This window comes from Neobacillus sp. PS3-40, assembly GCF_030915485.1.
GTDB lineage: Bacteria > Bacillota > Bacilli > Bacillales > Cytobacillaceae > JAUZPL01.
Genome location: NZ_CP133266.1, coordinates 1,597,830 through 1,619,689, shown reverse-complemented (window position 1 = coordinate 1,619,689; position 21,860 = coordinate 1,597,830). Strand labels below are relative to the sequence as shown.

Here is a 21,860-nt window from a genome sequence, read left to right as displayed (position 1 = left end):
TCATCCATTATTAGCTTAGTACTTGGAGAAATATATTCCCACGTACAGATTTAAGGGGGAAAGAAGTAATGAATACCTTTTTAAGTTATATCCTGTTAGGTTTGTCGCTTGCGGCCCCAATTGGCCCAATTAATGCGGCACAAATTGATAAAGGAATTCGGAATGGATTTCTTCATGCGTGGTTTATAGGGGTTGGAGCGGTTATAGCAGATGGAATTTATATGCTTATTGTCTACATAGGGGTCTCGCATTTTCTTGAAACGTCTTTCATGAAAATGTTCCTGTGGTCGTTTGGTTGTTTTGTGCTTATCTATACTGGTGTTGAAAGCTTAATCGGCGCTGGAAAACTGAATCTAGATCAGCGCCGTAGTGAAGAATCCCTTCTGAAAACTCTTTTTTCAGGGTTCTTTATGTCGATTTCCAACCCTTTAACCATTCTTTTTTGGCTAGGAATTTATGGATCAATTCTTGCCAAGACTGTTGCCACCTATGAGAGAAGTCAACTCATGATTTACAGTAGTGCTATTTTTATTGGATTATTGCTTTGGGATATCATGATGGCGGGGGTATCAAGTAGTTTTAGAAATTTTTTAACTTCGAAATCAATTGTTTTTATATCAATCTTATCTGGCCTTTCCCTGATTGGATTTGGAATTTATTTTGGTGTACAGGCCATTGGCATATTTATGAATAATTAATGAGGGGCCAAGCCCCCAAATTAATCAAGTTTTCGGCCAGTTGCCCCAATGGATTTATCTGTATTGTCTTGATTGTTATATTCAGGGTCATTCAAACCAGGCTTCTGTTTTTTATCGGATCCAAGGTACTCCCCTTGATGTTGATGCTGAACCTTATTAAATTCTCTGAAATTTTCATTCACCATTTTGTATCCTTCTTTCTCTTTTTAAATGCAGTTCTGTTTGTTAACATACTCCTCTAAACAAAAAGTATTCGATTATAGGTGGGAAATGTGATTAGGAGTTTGTTGGAATTGAAAACTTTTTTACATAATCAAGAGAAAAAAACTCGAAAATAAGAAGGAACATTATGAAATGGGAAAATGTAAAAGTTATATACATCTGTTGCTTTTATATCTTTTACAAGGGGGTAAAATCATGGTATCCACGCAGCAATTGGCTGAGTTACGTTCACAATTATTTAAGGAAAAAAAGGAATTAGAGAAGCATTTAGAGCAAAATGATCATTTTGGTTTAGAGAGGGGCTTTTATCATGAATCTATGGGAGAGTTGTCGAGTTATGATAACCACCCGGCTGATGAAGGGACAGACCTTTACGAGCGTGAAAAGGATATCGCTTTAAATGAACATTATGAAATGGCATTACACAATATTGATCATGCTCTTCTTGCTATGGAAAATGGAACATATGGTAAATGTGAAGTTTGTGGACGTGAGATCCCGATAGAGAGATTAGAGGCTTTACCAAATACAACATATTGTAAGGAACATAGCCCTGATCAATTTGTTTCACACGACCGACCAGTGGAGGAAGGTGTTTTAATGCCTCCATGGGGGAAATTTGATATGGATGAAAAACATGAGGATGTTGCTTTTGACGCTGAGGATTCCTGGCAGGCGGTTGCAGAATGGGGAACATCGGAAACACCATCAGATTTGGCTTTTTCTCAAGATGACTATAAGGATATCTACATCGAGGCAGATGAAAATGTTGGATACGTAGAGGATTACGAAAACTTTGTTGGAAATGATATGTATGGGAAAAATATTACCGTCTATCCGAATCCACAGCATGAACAATACGAGGAAGCGCTGGATGAAGAGGGAATCATGACAAGCTTTGGTGATTTACCGGCATATGAACATGATCCTTACGTGGATGAGGATTAATAATAAAAGAAAACAGCTTTCAATAGAAGGCTGTTTTCTCTAATTATGCTTTTATTTCTTGGTTACATTTGCTTTGTCATCGGTGACAGCACCGATTTCACCTTCCATATACGTATCACTAACCTGTTCATGGGTTGTTGCCAGCCCGTTTGAGAGAGAATCTTTTTTTTGATAATCACTTGTATCGTAAGTGCGTCCTGCTAGTTTTGTACTTCCGTTTGGAACCTTTTTATCCATTTTTAAACCCTCCTTTTTATTGAAATTGAACAAAGGTATTTTCTGCAAATGGAGAAAGGATTACTCTTTATTTTAAAAATAATTTACAATGGAGTTGGGACAAATGAAAGAAAAGAGACAATTTCCTTCTCGGGAAAACTTAGATGAAGCATTCCATCAGCTGCATGATCAAATTACCAGGATAACTGTTGACGAAGAAGAGGAAGCAGTAAGAGAAGAATTAGATGAAGAAGGAAAACTTATTTAATCAAAGCAAATAGAGGGAAAGGGGAATGATTTAGAAAAATTCCCCTTAGGTGAAATTAAAATGGAATTAAGGGAAGCCCTTGCTAAAAAAGTAGCATGGATTAGTGTTGTAAGTAATGTGATTTTAACATTGGGGAAAATTATTATAGGTTTGTACGGAAATAGTGATTCTGTGTTTGCAGATGGTATTCACTCTGCAGCGGATGTTTTTGCATCGATCATTGTTTTGGTCGTGATAAGGATTTCCAACAAGCCTGCAGATAAAGAACATCCATATGGACATGGTAAAGCAGAAGTCATTGTATCGGGGATTGTGGGGATATTGCTTTTTTTTGTCTCCATTTACGTTGTTTACGAAGGAATAAGTGGCTTTTTTCATAAAATTGAAACCCCGAGCTTATTAGCTTTGTGGGTTGCTATATTTTCCTTCCTTGCAAAGGTTATTTTGTTTAGAACATCATTGGGTGTATCAAAACAGTATAATAGCAAGGCGATTGAAGCGATTGCTTTTGACCATAAAGCAGATATTTGGGCATCAATTGCAGCGGCAATTGGGGTTTTACTTTCCATCATTGGAGAATGGGCTAATATAGCCATTTTACAATATGGAGATAAAGTAGCCAGTATTTTTGTTGCCTATTTGATTTTTAGAATATCAAAGGAAATGTTAATTGAAGCTTTTGACATTTTGTTGGAACGAAGCATAAATACCGATACTTTAAAGGACTATCTTGCGATTATTTCAGAATTCGATAAAGTAAAAAGGATTGACCGAATAAGGGCTAGAGAACATGGTCATTATATCCTGGTGGACTTGCGAATATCTGTAGATCATTCTATGACGATTAAAGAAGGCCATGATCTTTCAAAAGCGATAAAAGAAAAACTAATGAGTAAATTTGATAATATTAAGGAAGTATTAATCCATTTAAATCCCTTTTATCCAGAAGAGTAGCAAAAATACGCGGAATACTATTTATGAAGCCAATCCTTTATTCATATAAACATTTCGAATTAATGGAAAAAATTCTACGAAGCACGTAAAAACAGGTTTGTGCTTTAGTGGATTTGGGTTTATGATAAGGAAGTAAGAATAGGTGGAAAAAGGAGTTGATATTGTTGAGTTTGCCGATAGACCCAGACCCAAGTAGTAGGCAGGGGGAAGTCAATATCTTTGAATTGAATGAATTGGTTTCTGCAAGAATATCAGCTCTAGATAAGGTAGGATGGCTTCCTCAAACAAAGTGAGGAGGTTTTATGAATGCTCGAGATTTTTAAAAGCAATGAAGCAAAAATTTTAGAAAAGATCGATACAATCACAAAGGGCTGTTGGATCAATATGTATGCTCCAACAGAAGAAGAAATAAATCGAGTTGCAAATGACGCACAAATTCCCGTTGATTTAATCAAAGATGCTCTGGACGATGAAGAACGTCCACGGATTGAAAGGGATAATGACCAAGTATATATTATCGTCGATTATCCTTATATAACCCATGATGATTCGGGTTTTCCTATTTACGAAACCATCCCGATTGGTATTGTCTTAACAGGGGATTGTATTTTAACGGTTTCATTAAAAGATACACCCATTTTAGCTGATTTTAAGAGCAATAAAATGAAAGAATTCTTTACCTTTAAAAAGACGCGGTTCGCCTTGCAAATTTTATTTGTTATTTCATCTTATTATCTTCGTTATTTAAAACTTATTAATAAGAAAACAAATGAAATTGAACGGGAAATCCATCAATCCATGAAAAATAAAGAATTATATGCCTTTTTAGCGTTAGAAAAAAGTTTGGTTTACTTTACCACCTCATTGAAATCTAACAAGGTTGTGTTGGATAAAATTCTTCGGTTTAATTATTTGAAGATGTACGAAGAGGATAAGGACTTATTAGAGGACGTTATTATTGAAAAAACACAGGCCATTGAAATGGCGGAAACATACCGCTCCATCTTAAACGGAATGATGAATGCTTTTGCATCAATTATTTCAAACAATTTAAACATCGTGATGAAATTCTTGACGTCAATTACGATTATTCTCTCATTTCCAACGATGGTTGCTAGCTTTTATGGGATGAACGTTGGGATACCATTTCAGCATGTTGCACACTCATATATGATACCGCTATTAATATCCGGACTTTTAACAGGATTAACCGCATTTATTTTTTGGAAAAAGAAATACTTTTGAAAGCTAGCCCAGAAATTCGGGCTGGCTTTTTCTAACGATTTCTATATTAAGGGAAAGATAAAGTCATTTATTAGATTATTTCATGGCATATTCATACTTTTAATCAAAAAATTAGCTCATAAAATTTTTATAATGAAAATAAAAAGGGTATGATAAAAATATGCGTTTCTATATGAAACCAATAGTTACGGAGGAGGAAAAAGGATGAAGTCATTTGTAGTAAGTTTTCATCAAGAAGATCGTGTGGATGCCATGCAAATCCAAAAGCTTAACCAAGAGGATTTTGGAAAAGCGACAGAAGGTGGGACAAGGCACTTATTTGATTTGGATACAAATATGGGCTTTTTTGTATTTTTCGATGCAGAGGATAAAGACGGAGTAGTATCTTATCTCGTTCTACAATATGAAGAGGAAAGTGAAGATCCAAGCGGATGTTATTCCTTCCGTTTAGAGGATTATTATGAATTTACAGCCCTTTTCCTAAATGATCTTGAATATAATGAAGAAACAAACGAAGAGGAAGAAGAAGAGGAATACGGACCAATTCATCATCTAGCCCACTTGCTTTTCCATATTGTTGAAGAAGGCAAGGATATTGAAGTGTAAAAAAGTAAGACCATTTTTGAAAAAGCATACAGCCAAGGCTGTATGCTTTTTTCTATTTTTTAGCTAAGCATAAGGGCAACTACGCTTAATCATCCCTTATAGGCTCGGCAATCGGCGAGTTTTCTTTAAGGATTGTACATATTTTTCTTCATCAATCAATAAGTTGTACAAGTAAGAAAAGATAGGAGCCGTCATATGAGAAAGGACCTTCACTTGTTATTGGACATACTTTTTTATTTTGCACTTCCAATATTCTGTTGGGAAATCGGTCGTGAGTATTTACCCGATTATATTGCGATGATCTTTTCCTCGCTTCCTGGGATAATTTATAGTTTTTTACGCTTGATAAAAACAGGAATACTGAATTTTACGCGAACGTTCCTATTGATCAATATTATTTCGGGATTGTTTGTTGATTTATTATCAGGTTCTGCATTGCAGTTGCTTTGGAATAATGCATTCTACTCGCTATTCCTTTGCCTGCTTTATGCGAGTAGCTGTGTCTTTAATAAACCACTATTTTTGTATTTTTCATTAGACATTTTAGAACAGCAAGGGTATGACAGGAGTTTGACAAAAGAGTTACTAGTTGAAAAAAGGGGCCTACGTATCCTGAAAATGTTAACCTTCTTTAATGGTATTCGTGAATTTGTTTATGCCCTCCTATTAATAAATCTACTAACAAAATATGGGGTTGAAATTTATACCGTGAGTATTTTGACTGAACAGCTCCTTAATTTCCTTATGTCGGGGATTTGTATTATCGCATTTATCTATTTATATAAGCTTCTTAATGAAATAGTTTCAGTAAAGAAACTAGGTGGTCCATTAAGGAAAAAAGTCGTTCGTTTATCTATTCAATGGTTGTATTTCCATTTAGAAAGATGTTATTTTTTTATTTCCAACCATCATTTCTAAATTTATGTGAAGAATGATTTTTTTTATGGATCGAGATGGTTTATTTGCGAAAAAGTGGGGTTTATTTGTAAAAAGGCCCATTTCATTTGCGAAAAACCATGGTTTATTTGCGAAAATATACCTCTCTTTTGCGAAAAAATGACCAGCAAATTAAACGATTAATTTGCTGGTCTTGTTTATGTTTGCGCTAGAAAAAGGAACTCTTTAAGATCTAGTTCATTTTCTTTTAGTAAATAGTAAAGTAGTAACTTCCGGACTCATTTTCTACTTGTCGTTGCTATGCAAAGCACTATCTTTCCTAGCCTTTAGCTGGTTTTTTCATTATTTCAACCCTTGCTTTGCCCATGAAGAAGATCGTAATTACAGCAAGAACAATTGGAATTAATGTCAGCAAAAATGTATGAGTAATTGAATCAGACATTGCATGAACCATTTTATTTAAGACAAAACCAGGAATTTGTGAGCGTTCACTTGATTCAAAAATTTGACGGGGATCCAATTTTATCATTGGAGCACCGCCCTTTCCGCCAGCACCTTGCATACCTTTAAAAGCCTCTTTCAGTTTATCTGTAAGCAAATTGTTTTGAATGGTACCGAAGATGGTAATGCCAAGTGTCATTCCAAATGAACGTAGAAAAGAGTTTGTTGAGTTGGCCGATCCACGGTAGCGTGGCTCCAAATTGTGTAGAGAAGCCGTTGGGAGTAATGAAAACGAAAAACCAACTCCAAATCCAACTAGAATCATATAGATCGTTAATAGAAAGCGAGCTGTATCCGGTGTCAACGTTCCTAGTGAATACATCCCAATTGTATAGGAAAGAATTGAAATTAACATCAGGTTTCGATAAGAAGTTTTCGTAAGGAAAATACCACCGACAGAGCTTCCTGCTACAGATCCTAACATCATTGGTGTCAAAATTAATCCGGCGTTCTTGGCTGTACCGCCATATACTGCTTGAACGAAGATCGGAATAAAAACGGTTAAAATAATAAATGTTCCCCCATATAAGAAGGCAAGAATTTGTGATGTTGCAAATAAGCGTTGTTTAAAAAGCCATAATGGAAGAATGGGCTCTTTCGCTTTTACTTCGGCAATGAAAAAGGCTACAAGGAAAATGAAGGCACTCCCAAATAATCCTAATATCTGAGGGGAATTCCAATCGTATTCCTTTCCGCCAAATTCAAGTGCAAACATAAGGCAGACAACGGAAATAACAAGGGTAATTGCTCCAATCCAGTCAACCCTTTGCTTAGAATGCTGAAGGGATTCCTTGTAATAGCGAATAATGAAAAATAGTGCAAGAATTCCGATTGGAACATTCACATAAAAGACCCAATGCCAGCTAATATAATCGGTAATATAAGCGCCAAGTAAGGGACCAAGCACACTTGCTGCACCAAAAACGGCACCAAGCAAACCAGTCATTTTTCCACGATTTTCAGGAGGGAAAATATCAAAAACGATCGTAAACGCGATCGGCATTAATGCACCCCCGCCAATTCCTTGAATGGCACGAAAAACACTAAGCTGAATGATACTTTGAGCAATTCCGCATAAGGATGATCCAATTAAGAACACAGTTAATCCAAAAATAAAAAAGCGTTTACGCCCATACATATCTGAAAGTTTTCCGAAAATCGGCATTCCAGCCATAACAGCTACCATGTAGGCAGAGGTAACCCAAATAAATTTATCGTAGCCCCCAAGGTCTGATACGATCGTACCCATTGCAGTGGCAACAATTGTATTATCCATGGCAGACATTAAAATTCCTAAAAGTAAGCCTGCAACAACGAACTTAAGATTTTTATCTTTTTTTATCATAAAAAGTCCCCTTACAATTTATTTTGTTCAATCGTAGAATTGCTCCTTTACTTAAATTTCGAATGTTTGGTAAGATAATAATAATTCGTTTCGGAATTATCTTGATGATCAAGATAAAATAATTTTAAAAGAATGGGTGAGTGTTGTCAATGGATTTACCCAAATATCCTGACCTTGTTAAAACCTTAATTAAAAATTTACGAAAATTAAGTACCAGAATGGTTCTCTTTCAACAAAATGCAGCACATAGTTTAGGTGTTATTCATACTGATTTTAAAACGGCCGATATTCTGAATGAAAATGGTCCTCTTACTGCAGGGGAATTGGCAAAAGTAACAGGACTTAGTACGGGCTCTGTAACTGCATTAATCGACCGACTTGAACATGCTGGATATGTAAGAAGAGAGAAAGATCCAAATGATCGCCGTAGGGTTATTATTATTCCAGTTAAAGAGAAGCAGAGTGGTATTAAAGAATATTATTTACCGCTTTCTCACGCAATGACACAGCTTTGTTCCCGTTATAATGAAGATGAAATGTCTCTCATAATAGATTTTATCGAAAGAACGATCGAAATTCATGAAACGGAAATAAAACGGTCTAATAGTGTTGAACCAGAATGATTTCCACAAAATTACTGTTATTAAAAAAGCACAAATGCCGTAGTAGCTTGGCAACTTGTCCTAAAACAGTAATCCAAATTCTGTTGTTAAAAAAATAATTCCCCTTGCAATTTGACAAGGGGAACCTTTACCATTTAAGATTTTAGAATATCATGGTCTACATAACGTTCGCCATTCATTTCACTAATCACATTGATAGCTACTTTTGCACCATCACCAGCAGTAATAATAGTATGAACGCTTACGCCAGCTACTGTTCCAGCAGCCCATATTCCTTCAATATTTGTTCTTCCATCAGCATCTACTTCGAAAACAGTCTTTACTCTAGGCTCTGTCCCTGCTTTTGTCTTTAATCCAACCTTTTCAGCAAGATCTACAGAAAATCCAGTTGCAATAATCACATGCTTAGCTTCATAGTTTTCCTGATCTGTTTCTACATTGAAACCATTTTCGGTTTTAACGATATTGGTAACAGTTGCTTGAACAATTTCAGCACCAAATTTACTTGCTTGCTTCTTTCCAATTTCAACCATGTCAGGACCAGAAATTTCTTCTACACCATAATGGTTTTCCATCCATGCCTTTTTCGTTATACTTTTATCATTCTCAATCACTACTGTTTTTTTGCCAGCTTTTGCAGTAAATAATGCAGCACTTCCACCTGCTGGTCCAGCCCCAATAACAACAACATCAAACATTTCCATACCTCCATGTAGATAATAATTATTATAAAAATACTATAGATGAAATAAATGATTTTGTAAAAGAATTGGTCCTCATTTGAGTAATATATCCAAATTAATAAATATTTACTAAGAAAAATCATATGTCCAACAAACAGATCCCGCTTGATATTAAACCAACTTAAAAAGCCAGTTCGCGGACTGACTCAGATTATTATTTTGTCTTTTTATTTAGCAAACTCTTAAACTAGGTCCCTCTCTAATTTTCCTTTAATGGCTTTTTGCTTGCGTGTATGAAGGAAGTAATAGAGAATAACTCCCACTAGGATATAAATAGAACTCAATAAATAGAATGAGCTAAATCCTATTTTTGTAACAAAAATCCCAACCAAAAAAGAGCCCAGCCCGATCCCAGTATCAAAGATTGATAGGAAGGTTGCTGTTGCCAGCCCTTTCTTCTTCGGCTCAGAATCCTGAATTGCAATCGTTTGAAAGGTTGGAAAAAGTGTTCCCCATCCTAACCCTATTATTCCTGCGGATAAGAGAAAAACAGAACTGGTTCCACTTTTACTTAAAATAAACATTCCAATTGCAAATAGAATAATAGAAGGAAAAACGATTACGTTCGGTCCATGAAGGTCAAACCATCTTCCAGTAAATGGCCTTGATAATAATAATACAATCGCATAAACAACAAAGAAAAGGCTGGAAACATCTCCTAGATGAATTGAATTAGCATACACAGATACAAAAGACAAAATTGATGAATAGACAAGTGCAAAGAATGCGCCAACAAGTGAGATCGGCACGGCGGAAGCTTCAAAAAAGTTTTTAAATGAAAAGGGCACCTTCCCCTGCTGAGGCGAAAGAATTGGTTTTCTTTTCGACAGCTTCACACTGATACCGGCAAGTAATGCAGCAAATGCCCCAATGATACTAAGGATGAACAGGACATTTGGTCCAAAGTGTTGAATAGTAGTTAAACCTATGAAGGGCCCGAGCACCATGGCCAAGTTAGTCGACATAATAAAGTATCCCATTCCTTCGCCTCTCCGTGAGATAGGAATGATGTTGGCAACAATTGCTCCAGTAACTGTTGTCGCCATACCAAAACCAATCCCGTGTAAAAAGCGAATGAATAGAAAACCTGACATTGAATTTGGAAAAAAGTAAAGAAAAGATGCACCGAGGAAGACAATTAGGGCTGTTAATAGCACATTGCGCGGTCCTGATCTTTCAATCCACTTACCTGCAATCGGTCGAGTAATGATAGCAGAAAGTAAAAATACCGTTGTCATTAATCCTGCTCCTGATTCATTACTGTGAAGGTCTTCTAGAGCATAACTAGGAAGGGTGACAAGTAAAAAGTAAAATGTCATAAAAAGAAAAAAATTACTAAGAGAAATGCCAATGAAATCTTTTGTCCATAATGGTGATTTATTCATTTAGTGTAACTCCAATCTATGAAATTTGTAGCAACCATATTTTTAGTAATTCGGAAAGATTATCTTGTGAAGTCGAAGGAAGATCCTTCAATAGTGAGTGATTGAGATCATTAACAGACTTTTCCCACTCGGGATATCGCCTTAATGCTTCTTCTGTTAATTGGATATGCTTCTCCCGTTTATCATACCCTTGGACTTGTTTTACATATCCTTGTTTCACAAGCCTCTGGATTGTACGTGTCAATGGGGGCGCCTCAACTGACAAATATTCGCAAAGCTCCTTTTGCGTCAATGTTTCCCTTGTTTTTAAAACAAAGATAACGGCCCATTGAGCACTATATAGTCCGAAAGGTTTTAAAACTTCATTTACCCGATTCGTTAAGTTGCGTGAAAGCTGATGAAGAGTGTGAATCAATGCGTGACTGGTTGATATAGGAATCACTCCCTAGTGAATAAGTGCTAATATAATTACCTAGGTAACTATATAGAAAATTTAGCAAATGGTCAATGTTCGATTGATAAGAACTTTCTTATTGCCCATTAAGAGTAAAATTTAGACCTTTTTTAATTTAATGCTCGTTCAAATAACTTTGCTGAAATAAATTCACGGATTCAATGAAATTGGCGGGTAAATCACGATTTTCTACGGGTAAAATGAAAAAACTCGCGGGTAACCACTCTATTCCTGCGGGTAAACAGTAAAAGTACGCGGGTAACGAGGCAAGATTTAATAAACGAAAAGCAAATAAAAAAACCGTAGAATAATTTGATATTCTACGGACTCAAACGTTGATCCCACTCTACATATTTATTTCAAGACATTAAAATACCTTGCCTCCGGATGTGCGAAAACCATTGCTGTTACTGAAGCCTCTGGTTCCATCATAAATCCATCGGTTAATTCTACCCCAATTTCTTCTGGACGAATCAATTGGAAAAGTTTCTTTTGGTCCTCAATTTCTGGACATGCCGGATAGCCAAATGAATATCGCTGCCCTTGATAGTGCGCGGAGAAACGATCCTGCATGGTAAACTGTAGTGGATCAGGAAATCCCCAGCGATCACGCATTTGGCGGTGAATTAATTCAGCAAATCCTTCCGCAGTTTCTAAGGCTAATGCCTGTAATGCATGGCACTCAAGGAAGCGGCCATCCTGCTTAAATTGTTCCGCTTTTTGGCGGATCCCTTTCCCTGTAGTAACTGAAAAGAATCCTACATAGTCTTTGATTCCGCTATCAACCGACTTGACAAAATCAGCTAAACACAAATATGGTGCTGATTCCTGCCTTGGAAACTCAAAAACTTCTATTATATTGGTTGGTTGTTCCGGATCAAAGATGTAAATCTTATTTTCCTCTGACTGCGCAGGAAAAAATTGATAGACTGCGGCAGGGGAGATCCAGTTATCCTGATTTGCCTCCTTAACCAGAGTGTCAACAATCTCTTTTACCATTAATGCTTTTTCATTTTTTTCGGCAATCAGTTTAGATATTTTTCCTTTCACTCCTAGATGATGTCCTAACAGCATCTGCATATTGATGTAAGGTTCAATATGTGCGAGTGAATAGGATTTTAAAATATGTTTCTTTGTATCCTTCGGAATAAATACCGGTACTTCTGTTGAAACGGTGGATTTCGGCCTGATTGCCGTTGTGACAGCAGAAGAAGCTTGGAATACTCCAGAAACATTGATAGCGGCCACTTTTTCACTTTTTTTCTGTAAAAGTTCTTCCAATTCCAAAGGAGATTGGACTTGATTAGCTAAGGATAAACCCGTCATCGCATCCTTCGCATAAAGGACAAGTCCGTCGTAGCTATTAGCAATCTTTGTATCAGTGAATTTACGAGAAAGGGCAGCGCCACCGACTAATATCGGGAGTGAAATGCCTGCTTCCTTCATATCTTGTGCAGTTAACACCATTTGCTGTGCAGATTTCACGAGTAAGCCTGATAGTCCAACCATATCCGGTTTTTCGGCACGAATTGCTTGAACTAAATCGGTAGGGGAAACCTTAATCCCGAGATCAACCACTTGGTAGCCATTATTGCTAAGAATGATGTCCACTAAGTTTTTACCGATATCATGAACATCACCTTTTACGGTTGCTAAAATAATTTTTCCTTTCGTAGCAGAAACATCGCCCTTTTCCATAAATGGTTCCAAATAAGCTACAGCCGCTTTCATTACTTCAGCACTTTGTAGCACTTCAGCAACAATCAATTGATTATCGTTAAAAAGGCGGCCAACTTCCTTCATCCCATCCATGAGGGGACCATTAATGATTTCGAGTGGAGCCGGATATGTTTCGAGTGCTTTTTCTAAATCTGGTAGCAATCCTTCTTTTGTTCCTTCGACTACATAATAGCCTAGGCGCTCCTCCAAACTCATGTTAGGAATAGTACTCTTTGCTTCTTTCTTTTTTCCCCGATAAAGTTCAGTAAAAGTAGCTAATGTCACATCGGTTGTAGTAAATAAAAGTTCTTCCGCTAATTTAACTTCTTCTTTTGAAATGGAAGCAAACCTTTCAATCTTCTCAGTATTTACAATTGCATAATCAAGCCCAGCATGTGTGCAATGATAGAGAAAGACAGAATTTAAGATTTCTCTACCAACAGGTGGAAGGCCAAAAGATACATTACTAATACCAAGGATTGTTTGCGTTTCTGGCAACTGCTCTTTAATTAGTTTTATCCCTTCAACAGTTGCCTTTGCGGATCCAATATATTGTTGGTCACCCGTACCGACTGGGAAAACCAATGGGTCAAAAATCAAATCCTGTGGTTTTAAGCCATACTTATGAACCAACAATTCATAGGAGCGTTTGGCAATCGCAAGTTTTCGCTCTGCGCTCACTCCCATCCCTTCTTCATCGATTGTTCCAACCACTACAGCAGCACCATAACGGTGAATTAACGGAACAATCGCAGCAAATCGTTCTTCGCCATCTTCAAGGTTAATCGAATTAATAATCGCTTTTCCTTGTGAAAATTTGAGTGCTATTTCGATGACTTTTTCATCTGTCGAATCAATTACAAGAGGAACCTTAATTTTCTTTACGACCTCTTTAATGAAGTTTTCCATATCAATTAATTCTTCACGATCAGGATCGGCGAGGCATATATCAATCACATGTGCACCACCCTTGACCTGTGCTCTAGCAATTTCAGCTGCTTCCTCAAATTTTCCTTCTGTAATCAATCGTTTAAATTTGCGGGATCCAATTACATTCGTCCGTTCCCCGACCATAATTGGTCTTAGGGTTGGATCATCGTAAATAAATGGCTCAATTCCTGAAACCATATGGATAGATGATGGAGTGATTTCCCTTGGCTGCATCTGGTTCACCGACTCTGCAATTGCTCGAATATGCTCTGGAGTTGTACCACAGCAGCCACCAACAATATTAAGCCAGCCGTGATCCGCAAAATCCGCTAATTTTTTGGCGAGAGTTTCAGGTGTTTCGTGATAATGGCCTTCTTCATCTGGTAACCCGGCATTTGGATAACAAATGACTGCTGTTGACGCTAGCTCCGAAAGAGAACGAACATGATCCTGCATAAATTCAGGTCCTGTCGCACAGTTTAGGCCGACCGCTATTGGATTCATATGTTCTACTGAAATATAAAACGATTCGATAGATTGCCCGGCAAGAGTTGTTCCCATTGGTTCAATTGTTCCTGAGATAATTAGTGGAAGGGTTATACCCGTCTTTTCAAAGGCACGTTGAATGCCGATGTATCCAGCTTTCACGTTTAACATATCTTGACTTGTTTCGAGTAAAAGAAGATCGACTGCCCCGTCGATTAAGCCAATTGCTTGTTCTTCGTATGCTGCGGCAAGAGCATCAAATGTAGCTCCACCAGTAACACTTAATGTTTTGGTTGTTGGGCCCATTGAACCTGCTACATAACGTGGCCATTCATCAGTCGATACCTGTTGCACCGCTTTATTAGCGATGAATGCAGCAATTTTATTCATCTCATAGGCTTTGTAGCCTAGACCATATTCCTCGAGGACAATACTTGTTGCCCCGAATGTATTGGTTTCAATAATATCAGCACCAGCCATTAAATATTCATGATGAATCCTTTCGATGACAGAAGGGGCCGTGAAATTTAGATTCTCATTGCAGCCTTCATACTCTTCGCCACCAAAATCGCTAGCTGTAAGGTTGGCATTTTGAAGCATTGTCCCCATCGCACCATCCATGACAAGAATGCGTTTTTTAAGTTGTTCAGTTAATGGTGTTTTCGACATAGTTGTTAAACCTCCTCAATTCAAAGGCACGTTGGCGCGCATAATGGGCTAACTCTACGGTTAATTCATACCGTAAAAAGGGAGTAATTAAATAAACTCCATTAAATAGCTCCAGTGCGGCATCAATTAATGACTTTGTGATATCGATTCCTTCGCGAATTGCAAGCAAAGGAAGATCATTGAATTTCGTCATTCGATTGCGAATTGTTTCTGATATTTTAATCCCTGGTACCTCGTTATGGAGAAATTCGGCATTCTTACTACTTAATAAAGGCATTAAGCCAATATAAATAGGAGCATCAAGATGCTTCGTATTTTCATAGATTTCAATTAATCTTTCTTCTGAGAATACGGGCTGTGAAATAAAATAATCAGCCCCAAGAAACACTTTTTTCTCCATCCGCTTAACGGCATTCTCAAGTGAGCGAACATTTGGATTAAAAGCAGCGGCAATACTAAATGTCGCTTTTTGCCCAAGATCCTTGCCTGAAATGGATAAACCTTCATTCATTTGCTTGATCGTTTGAATAAGCTCAAACGAAGAAACATCGTAAACGGAAGACGCACCAGGGAAGTCTCCAACCCGAGCAGGATCGCCTGTTATTGCCAAAACATCATGTAATCCTAATATATGAAGACCCATTAAATGAGATTGTAAGCCAAGGATATTACGGTCCCTGCAGGAAATATGGATGAGTGGCCTTACTCCTAATTGTTTTTTTGCAAGATATCCTAATGCCTCGTTTGAGATCCTTACGGAAGCAAGGGAGTTATCTGCTAGTGTAATAGCGTCGATTCCAGCTTCCTTAAGAGCTTTTGCTCCCTCGAAAAATTTTGTGGTATTTAATTTCCTAGGTGGATCTAATTCGACAATCACCGATGGTTTTTCTTTTACAATCTCCTGTAGTGGAGGATATTCCCTTTTTGCAAGAGGAGATTCGACGATTATTTTTGTTTGTTTAAATTTTACGACTTTTTCGGTAATTGGAACAACATTTTTGAGTTCAGAAGCGAAGGCACGGATATGTTCTGGTGTAGTCCCGCAACAGCCGCCAAGTAATCTAACCCCCTGATTACGAAATGAATGTGCCGATCTTCGAAAATAATCTGCATCCCCTTCATAATGGAACTTTCCATCTGTATAAGCTGGAAGGCTCGCGTTTGGATAGGCAGATAAATAAGCATGTGTGGGAATCTCTATCTGCTCCAGGGTTAACAACATATGATGTGGTCCAAGTCGGCAATTTAGACCGATGACATCTGCACCAAGGCTCTCCAACTGTTTCAGGGCGTCATTTACGAGAGTTTGATTCTGCAAAATTCCCGGCTCTTGTAAGGATACTTGCGCAATAATCGGCAAGTCTGTTTCTTTTCGTGCTATAGTAAGGACTGCTTCGAGTTCTTTAAGATCGTAAAAGGTTTCGAGAAGAATACCGTCTACACCTTCAAGCAGCAAACAATATAATTGTTCGCGGAAGCTTCGTTTGATTTCTTCAATAGTAATGGTATTTTGCTTGATTCCGCGATTCCCTCCAAGGGTACCAAGTATATAAGAATGGTTTTGTGCTGCCCGTTTAGCATTTTTAACAGCTGCACTGTTGATTTCCTTTACTGAGTCTTCAAGACCATACCGTTGAAGCTTTAAATAGTTAGCTGCATACGTATTTGTTTGGATGACATCTGCACCAGCATCAATATAGGCTTTATGGACATTCTCAATTTGTTCAGGGTGTGAAAGGTTCAATTCTTCAAAACAGCAATCTGTTCCATATGAATAGAGAAGAGTTCCCATCGCCCCATCGGCTATTACTATTTGATTCTCTAATTTTTTTAAGAAATTCATAGTCACTCTCCTTGCTGAAAGACTAATTGGTTGGTAAGTATATGAGTTAATGCAGTTGAAAAGTCCTTTATAAGATCATCCGGACTCTCAAGACCAACTGATAGGCGCAAAAGGGTATTCGTAATCCCTCGCTTTTCCCTTTCTGCTTGTGGCATTGCCGCATGAGACATTTTGGCTGGATAGGATAAAATGGATTCGACTGCACCAAGGCTTACTGCAAAAACAGGTAATTTCACATTCTTTACAAATAAACGTACTGCCTCTTCACTTTCAAGTTCAAAGGAAAGTACAGCCCCCGGACCCTCTGCTTGTGCTTTTTGCAAGTAGTTTTGGGGGTGATTCACAAGGGCAGGGTAATAAACTCTTTTTACAAGCGGATGGGTCTGTAAAAATGCCGCAAGTTTTATAGCTGAATTTTGTGATTGTTCAAGGCGAACATGTAAGGTTTTGATCCCTCTTAGAACAAGCCACGCATCTTGAACACCAAGAATGGCACCAAATGAATTCTGTAAAAAACCAAGTTTTTTTGCCAACTTTTCATCCTTAACAACCGCAAGTCCAGCGATCACATCACTATGCCCTGATAAAAATTTGGTTGCACTATGCAGGACAACATCTGCACCAAGCTCTAACGGCCTTTGTAATGCTGGGGTAAGAAACGTGTTGTCGACAAAGGTTAGTGCCTTCACTTTCTTTGCTAAATTACAAATTTCCTTGATGTCGGTCACTTTTAATAATGGGTTGGAAGGTGTTTCAATATAAAATGCTTTTGTATTTTGTTTGATCGCTTTTTTAACCTGATCAATGTTTGTCATATCAACAAAGGTATGTTCAATTCCAAAACGAGACAGAACTTCAGTAACCATTCGATATGTTCCTCCGTACACATCCTCTGTGATAACAACATGGTCTCCTGAGGAAAGAAGTAGAAATGCTGTTGAAATGGCGGCCATTCCCGATGAAAAGGCAAACCCTTTTATTCCACCCTCTAATTCGGCAATCACATCTTCAAGTGCTTCCCTTGTCGGATTTAAACTACGGCTATAATCGTATTTCCCAAACTGGTCAATAGAAAATTGATGATATGTAGATGCATGTTGAATAGGTACACTTACAGCTCCAGTAGTTGGGTCGATTTTGTGCTGATTATGGAGGAGCCTTGTTTCAAACGAAAATTCATCACATTCCGTCATACCGTCACTTCCTTTTTGATATGGGTAAAGGCTTGCTCAAGGTCGGTAATTAAATCTTGTGCATCTTCAATTCCAACGGAAAAGCGCAATAAACGATTACACACACCTGCTTGAATTCTAATTTCCTCCGGAATATCTGCGTGTGTTTGCGTTGCAGGGTAGGTAATCAAACTTTCAACTCCTCCAAGGCTTTCTGCAAAAGTAACTAGTGACAACCCCTGCAAAAATGGGTTAATCCATGTTTCTTCTTTTAGGCGGAAGGAAAGCATCCCGCCTCTTCCCGGATAAAGAACCTCTGTTACGGCATCATGCTTTAAAAGGTAATCAACAATCTTACTGGCATTTTTCTCATGCTTCTCCATTCTTAAAGACAATGTTTTCATCCCACGCATCAATAGCCAGGAATCAAATGGACTAAGAACAGCACCAGCACCATTGTGATAGAGTGCGAGGCTTTCACATAATTTTTTTCCTTTTGCCGCAATCAGACCTGCAAGCACATCATTATGTCCGCCAAGATACTTGGTGGCGCTATGAATTACGATATCAGCACCTTGATTGAGGGGTTGCTGAAGAAGTGGGGTATAGAAAGTGTTGTCAACAATCAGCAATATCCCATGCCTCTTGGTTATTTCAGCTACAGCCGAGATATCAGTTTGTTGCATAAGAGGGTTTGTTGGAGTCTCGAGAAAGATGGCCTTTGTTTGAGATGTTATTTTTTTTTCCAACTCTTCAGGACAACACGTATTTACATACTGGCACTTTAATCCCCATTTTTTATAGCCTTGTTCTAATAAACGGTATGTCCCACCATATAAGTCTTCGCTAACTAACCATTCATCTCCTGATTGGAATAAGGATAGGACAGTAAAAATAGCCGCCATACCAGAGCTGCAAGCAAACCCTTGATCCCCACATTCAAGATTGGCAATCGTTTCTTCAAGGATCTGGCGAGTGGGGTTTCCTGTCCGGCTATAATCAAATCCAGTTGACTGGCCGATTCCTTCGTGCCGGAAAGCAGTAGAAAGATAAATAGGTGGATTTACAGTCCCAGTTGCTGATTCACTGCGATTACCAATTTGCGCTAGCTTTGTCTCGATCTTATACATCAAACCACTCCTTGTCTTTGAAAGACTTTAAATAATTATTTTGTTAAAAAAACAATTATTAACTTATTGTGTAAAATGACTAAACAAGGTCTAAAATTCCTTGTAAAAAAACAAAAAAAGCCTTCTATAAGAAGAAGACTTTTGTCATAACGCAAACAGAGCCATTCTTCTTATCTCCCAAGTTATTAAATAACTTGCTGGACTTAGCACCTTTTCAATGGAAAAACCATTGATGGTTGCTGAGGCGTCTTCGGGCCATTCCCTCAACCTCTCTTGATAAGAATACAAATATTTAGACTTTTCTTTAAAATTTACAGTAGGTTTATGCTTTATGTCAATTGTTTTTTTTAAAAATGACGTTTTATGTAAAAATCAATTGTGCTTTTTAAAAAGAAAAGTTATTGACATAGGTATAGGAGAGATGATATTTTAATCTTACAAACTTGTTCTTTATAAAGAACTTTATTTTGTTCGTTGGTTGAAAATGGTGAATTTGAGATCAAAAATCGGCTAAACATTTACAAAATTGTAATTATAAATATTTATAGGGATTACTATGCCTTTTGTGTTCTTTTTAAAGAACTAATAGATTCAATAAGTTTTTTTGAAAAAGTGGGAGGAAAAAATGAGTGCAATAGCCGGAATCTTTCACTTAAATGAAGAACCGATCAATCTCGAACATGGTAGAAGCATAATGAAAGCATTAGAGAAATATCCTGCTAATGACATTCAAATATGGCATAACGAAAAAGTCTTTCTTGGGTGCCATGCTCAGTGGATCACACCTGAATCTATTGGTGAACAGCTCCCATACTACGACTATGAAAGGCAGCTAGCCATAACGGCTGATGCGATTATAGATAATAGAGAAGATTTGTTTGAAAAGTTACAAGTGGATCGAAGCCTAAGAAAAGAGATAACCGATAGTGAATTAATTTTGTTAGCTTATGAGAAATGGGGCGAGGAATCTCCCAAGTTTTTGGTTGGAGATTTTGCTTATATGATTTGGGATGGGAAAAGACAGAAGCTGTTTGGGGCGAGGGATTTTTCGGGGAGTAGGACTTTGTATTTCTACTTCAACAGTCAAAAATTTGTAGCCTGTACGGCTATAAAACCACTTTTCGCTTTACAAGAGATTCAAAAAGTTCTTAATGAGCAATGGCTAGCAGAATTTTTGGCAATACCCGTGAATTTTGAATCAGTTGATCCCACGTCAACAGTCTATAAGAATATCCAACAGATACCTCCTTCCCACTTTATTTCATTGGTAAATGGAAAATTATCACTCAAAAGATATAGCACATTATCACAGAGAGAAAAAATACATCTTAATTCAAACAACGAATATGAGGAAGCCTTTCGTGAGGTTTTTCAGGAGGCTGTAACAGCACGATTAAGAACTCACCATGAAGTGGGAGCCCATTTAAGTGGGGGACTTGACTCAGGTTCAGTTGTTAGCTTTGCTGCAAAGGCCTTACGAAAACAAAATAAAAAATTGCATACATATAGTTATGTACCAGTTCATGATTTTGTTGATTGGACACATAAAAGTAGAATTGCTAATGAAAAACCTTTTATTGAATCGACTGTGAAATTTGTCGGAAATATTAATGATAATTATTTGAGTTTTGATGAAAGAAGTCCTTACACTGAAATTAATGATTGGCTAGATACACTCGAAATGCCCTATAAGTTTTTCGAAAATACCTTTTGGTTAAAAGGGATTTATGAACAAGCCCAACAGCAAAGTATAGGGGTATTACTTAATGGACAAAGGGGTAATTGGACTATATCCTGGGGACCAGTTCTAGACTATTATGCAGTTCTATTTAAAAGGATGAATTGGATTCGGCTTTACCAGGAATTAAACCAATATAGCAAAAATATTGCGGTGAAAAAATCCAGAATTATGTCTGAAGTTCGTAAAAAGGCATTTCCATCCCTTTATCGTTTAATTCAATCAAAAGAGCAATTTCACTTTCCTATGATAATCAATCCACATTTCGCTGAAAGAACATCAGTGTTTGAAAAACTAAATGAACACGGGATTGATATAACCGCCTCTAATTTACCAAGTGCGTATGAGGTAAGAAATCGGCAGTTTGAACAGTTATATTACTGGAATACAACTGGAACATACGGTTCTAAGTTATCCTTACGTTACTCGCTTTGGGACAGAGATCCCACAAATGATTTACGAGTTATCAAGTTTTGTTTATCGGTTCCCGAAGAACAATATGTTCGAAATGGACTTGATAGATCGCTCATAAGAAGATCTACAAAGGGGTATTTACCAGATAAAGTAAGGTTGAACCTCAGAACTAGAGGTGTTCAAGGTGCCGACGGTGTTCATCGTATGGCCTCATATTGGGATACCTTTATAGACGAAATTCGACAAATTAGTCTTGACCCTGTTGTTGGTGAATTTATAAATTTGCAAGTGATCAAAGAATCAATGTTTAGGATTAAAGAAAAGCCACGACCTGAATATGCTTTTGACTTTGATTTTCGAATCTTAATGCGATCTATTATTGTTTCTCGATTTATAAAAAACTTTACTTGAAAGGGGGTGAAAATTTGAAAAAGGAATGGAAAAAGCTAGAACTTGAAGTACTTAATATTAATATGACAATGGCTGGACCAGGTATTAAAACACCTGATGCCGTACAGCCGGATTGTGATGAAATGGTAAATTACAGTTAATAAAGAAGAATGAGCTTTGTTGAAAAATATGCCCTTATACAATGTAAAAATAGTATGAGGGTTTTTTAATATTAAATAGAAATTGATGGAGTGAGGAAGGTGT

Annotated in this window: 21 protein-coding genes and 1 riboswitch; of the genes, 11 read left to right on the top strand and 10 right to left on the bottom strand. The window is 37.4% G+C overall.

The annotated features are described in order from the left end of the window. Positions 1-68 precede the first annotated feature (68 nt). Entirely contained in the window at positions 69-698 is a 630-nt protein-coding gene (locus tag RCG20_RS08230; protein ID WP_308183733.1) for a LysE family transporter, read from the top strand. Between the two features lie 20 nt (positions 699-718). Here RCG20_RS08230 and RCG20_RS08225 read toward each other — a convergent pair whose 3' ends face one another. After that, positions 719-883: a hypothetical protein gene (locus RCG20_RS08225; RefSeq protein ID WP_308183732.1), complete on the bottom strand. Its 165-nt coding sequence runs from the start codon at positions 881-883 to the stop codon at positions 719-721. 232 nt (positions 884-1,115) lie between these two features. On the opposite strand from RCG20_RS08225, the gene RCG20_RS08220 reads away from it, so the two are divergent. Beyond that, positions 1,116-1,868, top strand: coding sequence for a TraR/DksA C4-type zinc finger protein (locus RCG20_RS08220; protein ID WP_308183731.1), 753 nt, complete (start codon positions 1,116-1,118; stop codon positions 1,866-1,868). A gap of 51 nt (positions 1,869-1,919) precedes the next feature. Here RCG20_RS08220 and RCG20_RS08215 read toward each other — a convergent pair whose 3' ends face one another. Next, on the bottom strand, positions 1,920-2,105 hold the full coding sequence (locus RCG20_RS08215; protein ID WP_308183730.1) for a YozQ family protein: 186 nt from the start codon (positions 2,103-2,105) through the stop codon (positions 1,920-1,922). A gap of 103 nt (positions 2,106-2,208) precedes the next feature. Between RCG20_RS08215 and RCG20_RS08210 the strand changes: the two genes are divergently transcribed. The 6 genes from RCG20_RS08210 to RCG20_RS08185 all read left to right on the top strand — a co-directional run bounded on the left by RCG20_RS08210 (position 2,209) and on the right by RCG20_RS08185 (position 6,075). Continuing rightward, positions 2,209-2,352 carry a hypothetical protein gene (locus tag RCG20_RS08210; RefSeq protein ID WP_308183729.1) on the top strand — a complete coding sequence of 48 codons (144 nt, stop codon included), beginning with the start codon at positions 2,209-2,211 and terminating at the stop codon, positions 2,350-2,352. A gap of 60 nt (positions 2,353-2,412) precedes the next feature. Beyond that, positions 2,413-3,306: a cation diffusion facilitator family transporter gene (locus RCG20_RS08205; RefSeq protein WP_308183728.1), complete on the top strand. Its 894-nt coding sequence runs from the start codon at positions 2,413-2,415 to the stop codon at positions 3,304-3,306. Positions 3,307-3,470: 164 nt separating this feature from the next. Next, complete coding sequence (locus RCG20_RS08200) at positions 3,471-3,599, top strand: hypothetical protein (RefSeq protein WP_308183727.1); 129 nt, start codon at positions 3,471-3,473, stop codon at positions 3,597-3,599. A 13-nt stretch (positions 3,600-3,612) separates the two neighbouring features. Next, on the top strand, positions 3,613-4,551 hold the full coding sequence (locus tag RCG20_RS08195; protein WP_308183726.1) for a magnesium transporter CorA family protein: 939 nt from the start codon (positions 3,613-3,615) through the stop codon (positions 4,549-4,551). Positions 4,552-4,755: 204 nt separating this feature from the next. Beyond that, positions 4,756-5,157, top strand: coding sequence for a cytosolic protein (locus tag RCG20_RS08190; protein WP_308183725.1), 402 nt, complete (start codon positions 4,756-4,758; stop codon positions 5,155-5,157). A 195-nt stretch (positions 5,158-5,352) separates the two neighbouring features. Next, positions 5,353-6,075, top strand: coding sequence for a VC0807 family protein (locus RCG20_RS08185; RefSeq protein WP_308183724.1), 723 nt, complete (start codon positions 5,353-5,355; stop codon positions 6,073-6,075). Positions 6,076-6,373: 298 nt separating this feature from the next. Here the strand turns inward: RCG20_RS08185 and RCG20_RS08180 are convergent, their stop codons facing one another. Further along, a complete protein-coding gene (locus tag RCG20_RS08180) occupies positions 6,374-7,900 on the bottom strand; it encodes an MDR family MFS transporter (protein ID WP_308183723.1) in 1,527 nt (508 codons plus the stop codon). A 149-nt stretch (positions 7,901-8,049) separates the two neighbouring features. On the opposite strand from RCG20_RS08180, the gene RCG20_RS08175 reads away from it, so the two are divergent. Continuing rightward, the gene (locus RCG20_RS08175) at positions 8,050-8,523 is read left to right on the top strand and encodes a MarR family transcriptional regulator (RefSeq protein WP_308183720.1); all 474 of its coding nucleotides are present in this window, start codon (positions 8,050-8,052) and stop codon (positions 8,521-8,523) included. A 134-nt stretch (positions 8,524-8,657) separates the two neighbouring features. On the opposite strand, the gene RCG20_RS08170 is transcribed toward RCG20_RS08175, so the two are convergent. The 7 genes from RCG20_RS08170 to RCG20_RS08140 form a co-directional block, all read right to left on the bottom strand. Further along, positions 8,658-9,221, bottom strand: a complete 564-nt coding sequence (locus RCG20_RS08170) for an FAD-dependent oxidoreductase (protein ID WP_308183719.1) — start codon at positions 9,219-9,221, stop codon at positions 8,658-8,660. A gap of 227 nt (positions 9,222-9,448) precedes the next feature. Next, entirely contained in the window at positions 9,449-10,651 is a 1,203-nt protein-coding gene (locus RCG20_RS08165) for an MFS transporter (RefSeq protein ID WP_308183718.1), read from the bottom strand. Positions 10,652-10,667: 16 nt separating this feature from the next. Then, positions 10,668-11,093 (bottom strand): MarR family winged helix-turn-helix transcriptional regulator, encoded by a 426-nt coding sequence (locus tag RCG20_RS08160; RefSeq protein ID WP_308183716.1) that lies wholly within the window; start codon positions 11,091-11,093, stop codon positions 10,668-10,670. A gap of 366 nt (positions 11,094-11,459) precedes the next feature. After that, entirely contained in the window at positions 11,460-14,909 is a 3,450-nt protein-coding gene (gene metH, locus RCG20_RS08155; RefSeq protein WP_308183715.1) for a methionine synthase, read from the bottom strand. After that, positions 14,887-16,752 carry a bifunctional homocysteine S-methyltransferase/methylenetetrahydrofolate reductase gene (locus tag RCG20_RS08150; RefSeq protein WP_308183714.1) on the bottom strand — a complete coding sequence of 622 codons (1,866 nt, stop codon included), beginning with the start codon at positions 16,750-16,752 and terminating at the stop codon, positions 14,887-14,889. Before RCG20_RS08150 ends, metH begins: the two co-directional genes overlap by 23 nt. 2 nt (positions 16,753-16,754) lie before the next feature. Beyond that, the gene (gene metC, locus RCG20_RS08145) at positions 16,755-17,945 is read right to left on the bottom strand and encodes a cystathionine beta-lyase (RefSeq protein WP_308183713.1); all 1,191 of its coding nucleotides are present in this window, start codon (positions 17,943-17,945) and stop codon (positions 16,755-16,757) included. Then, positions 17,942-19,054: a methionine biosynthesis PLP-dependent protein gene (locus RCG20_RS08140; RefSeq protein ID WP_308183712.1), complete on the bottom strand. Its 1,113-nt coding sequence runs from the start codon at positions 19,052-19,054 to the stop codon at positions 17,942-17,944. Before RCG20_RS08140 ends, metC begins: the two co-directional genes overlap by 4 nt. Positions 19,055-19,221: 167 nt before the next feature. Further along, positions 19,222-19,337, bottom strand: a riboswitch (SAM riboswitch). Between the two features lie 342 nt (positions 19,338-19,679). On the opposite strand from RCG20_RS08140, the gene RCG20_RS08135 reads away from it, so the two are divergent. Then, positions 19,680-21,617 carry an asparagine synthase-related protein gene (locus tag RCG20_RS08135; RefSeq protein ID WP_308183711.1) on the top strand — a complete coding sequence of 646 codons (1,938 nt, stop codon included), beginning with the start codon at positions 19,680-19,682 and terminating at the stop codon, positions 21,615-21,617. 14 nt (positions 21,618-21,631) lie between these two features. Beyond that, positions 21,632-21,757 (top strand): paeninodin family lasso peptide, encoded by a 126-nt coding sequence (locus RCG20_RS08130; RefSeq protein WP_308183710.1) that lies wholly within the window; start codon positions 21,632-21,634, stop codon positions 21,755-21,757. Positions 21,758-21,860: the final 103 nt, after the last annotated feature.

Excerpts from the sequence above, each read along its gene's own strand:
- RCG20_RS08230 (WP_308183733.1), top strand. The coding sequence starts at position 69 with ATGAATACCTTTTTAAGTTATATCCTGTTAGGTTTGTCGCTTGCGGCC.
- RCG20_RS08225 (WP_308183732.1), bottom strand. The coding sequence starts at position 883 with ATGGTGAATGAAAATTTCAGAGAATTTAATAAGGTTCAGCATCAACAT.
- RCG20_RS08220 (WP_308183731.1), top strand. The coding sequence starts at position 1,116 with ATGGTATCCACGCAGCAATTGGCTGAGTTACGTTCACAATTATTTAAG.
- RCG20_RS08215 (WP_308183730.1), bottom strand. The coding sequence starts at position 2,105 with ATGGATAAAAAGGTTCCAAACGGAAGTACAAAACTAGCAGGACGCACT.
- RCG20_RS08210 (WP_308183729.1), top strand. The coding sequence starts at position 2,209 with ATGAAAGAAAAGAGACAATTTCCTTCTCGGGAAAACTTAGATGAAGCA.
- RCG20_RS08205 (WP_308183728.1), top strand. The coding sequence starts at position 2,413 with ATGGAATTAAGGGAAGCCCTTGCTAAAAAAGTAGCATGGATTAGTGTT.
- RCG20_RS08195 (WP_308183726.1), top strand. The coding sequence starts at position 3,613 with ATGCTCGAGATTTTTAAAAGCAATGAAGCAAAAATTTTAGAAAAGATC.
- RCG20_RS08190 (WP_308183725.1), top strand. The coding sequence starts at position 4,756 with ATGAAGTCATTTGTAGTAAGTTTTCATCAAGAAGATCGTGTGGATGCC.
- RCG20_RS08185 (WP_308183724.1), top strand. The coding sequence starts at position 5,353 with ATGAGAAAGGACCTTCACTTGTTATTGGACATACTTTTTTATTTTGCA.
- RCG20_RS08180 (WP_308183723.1), bottom strand. The coding sequence starts at position 7,900 with ATGATAAAAAAAGATAAAAATCTTAAGTTCGTTGTTGCAGGCTTACTT.
- RCG20_RS08175 (WP_308183720.1), top strand. The coding sequence starts at position 8,050 with ATGGATTTACCCAAATATCCTGACCTTGTTAAAACCTTAATTAAAAAT.
- RCG20_RS08170 (WP_308183719.1), bottom strand. The coding sequence starts at position 9,221 with ATGTTTGATGTTGTTGTTATTGGGGCTGGACCAGCAGGTGGAAGTGCT.
- RCG20_RS08165 (WP_308183718.1), bottom strand. The coding sequence starts at position 10,651 with ATGAATAAATCACCATTATGGACAAAAGATTTCATTGGCATTTCTCTT.
- metH (WP_308183715.1), bottom strand. The coding sequence starts at position 14,909 with ATGTCGAAAACACCATTAACTGAACAACTTAAAAAACGCATTCTTGTC.
- RCG20_RS08150 (WP_308183714.1), bottom strand. The coding sequence starts at position 16,752 with ATGAATTTCTTAAAAAAATTAGAGAATCAAATAGTAATAGCCGATGGG.
- metC (WP_308183713.1), bottom strand. The coding sequence starts at position 17,945 with ATGACGGAATGTGATGAATTTTCGTTTGAAACAAGGCTCCTCCATAAT.
- RCG20_RS08140 (WP_308183712.1), bottom strand. The coding sequence starts at position 19,054 with ATGTATAAGATCGAGACAAAGCTAGCGCAAATTGGTAATCGCAGTGAA.
- RCG20_RS08135 (WP_308183711.1), top strand. The coding sequence starts at position 19,680 with ATGAGTGCAATAGCCGGAATCTTTCACTTAAATGAAGAACCGATCAAT.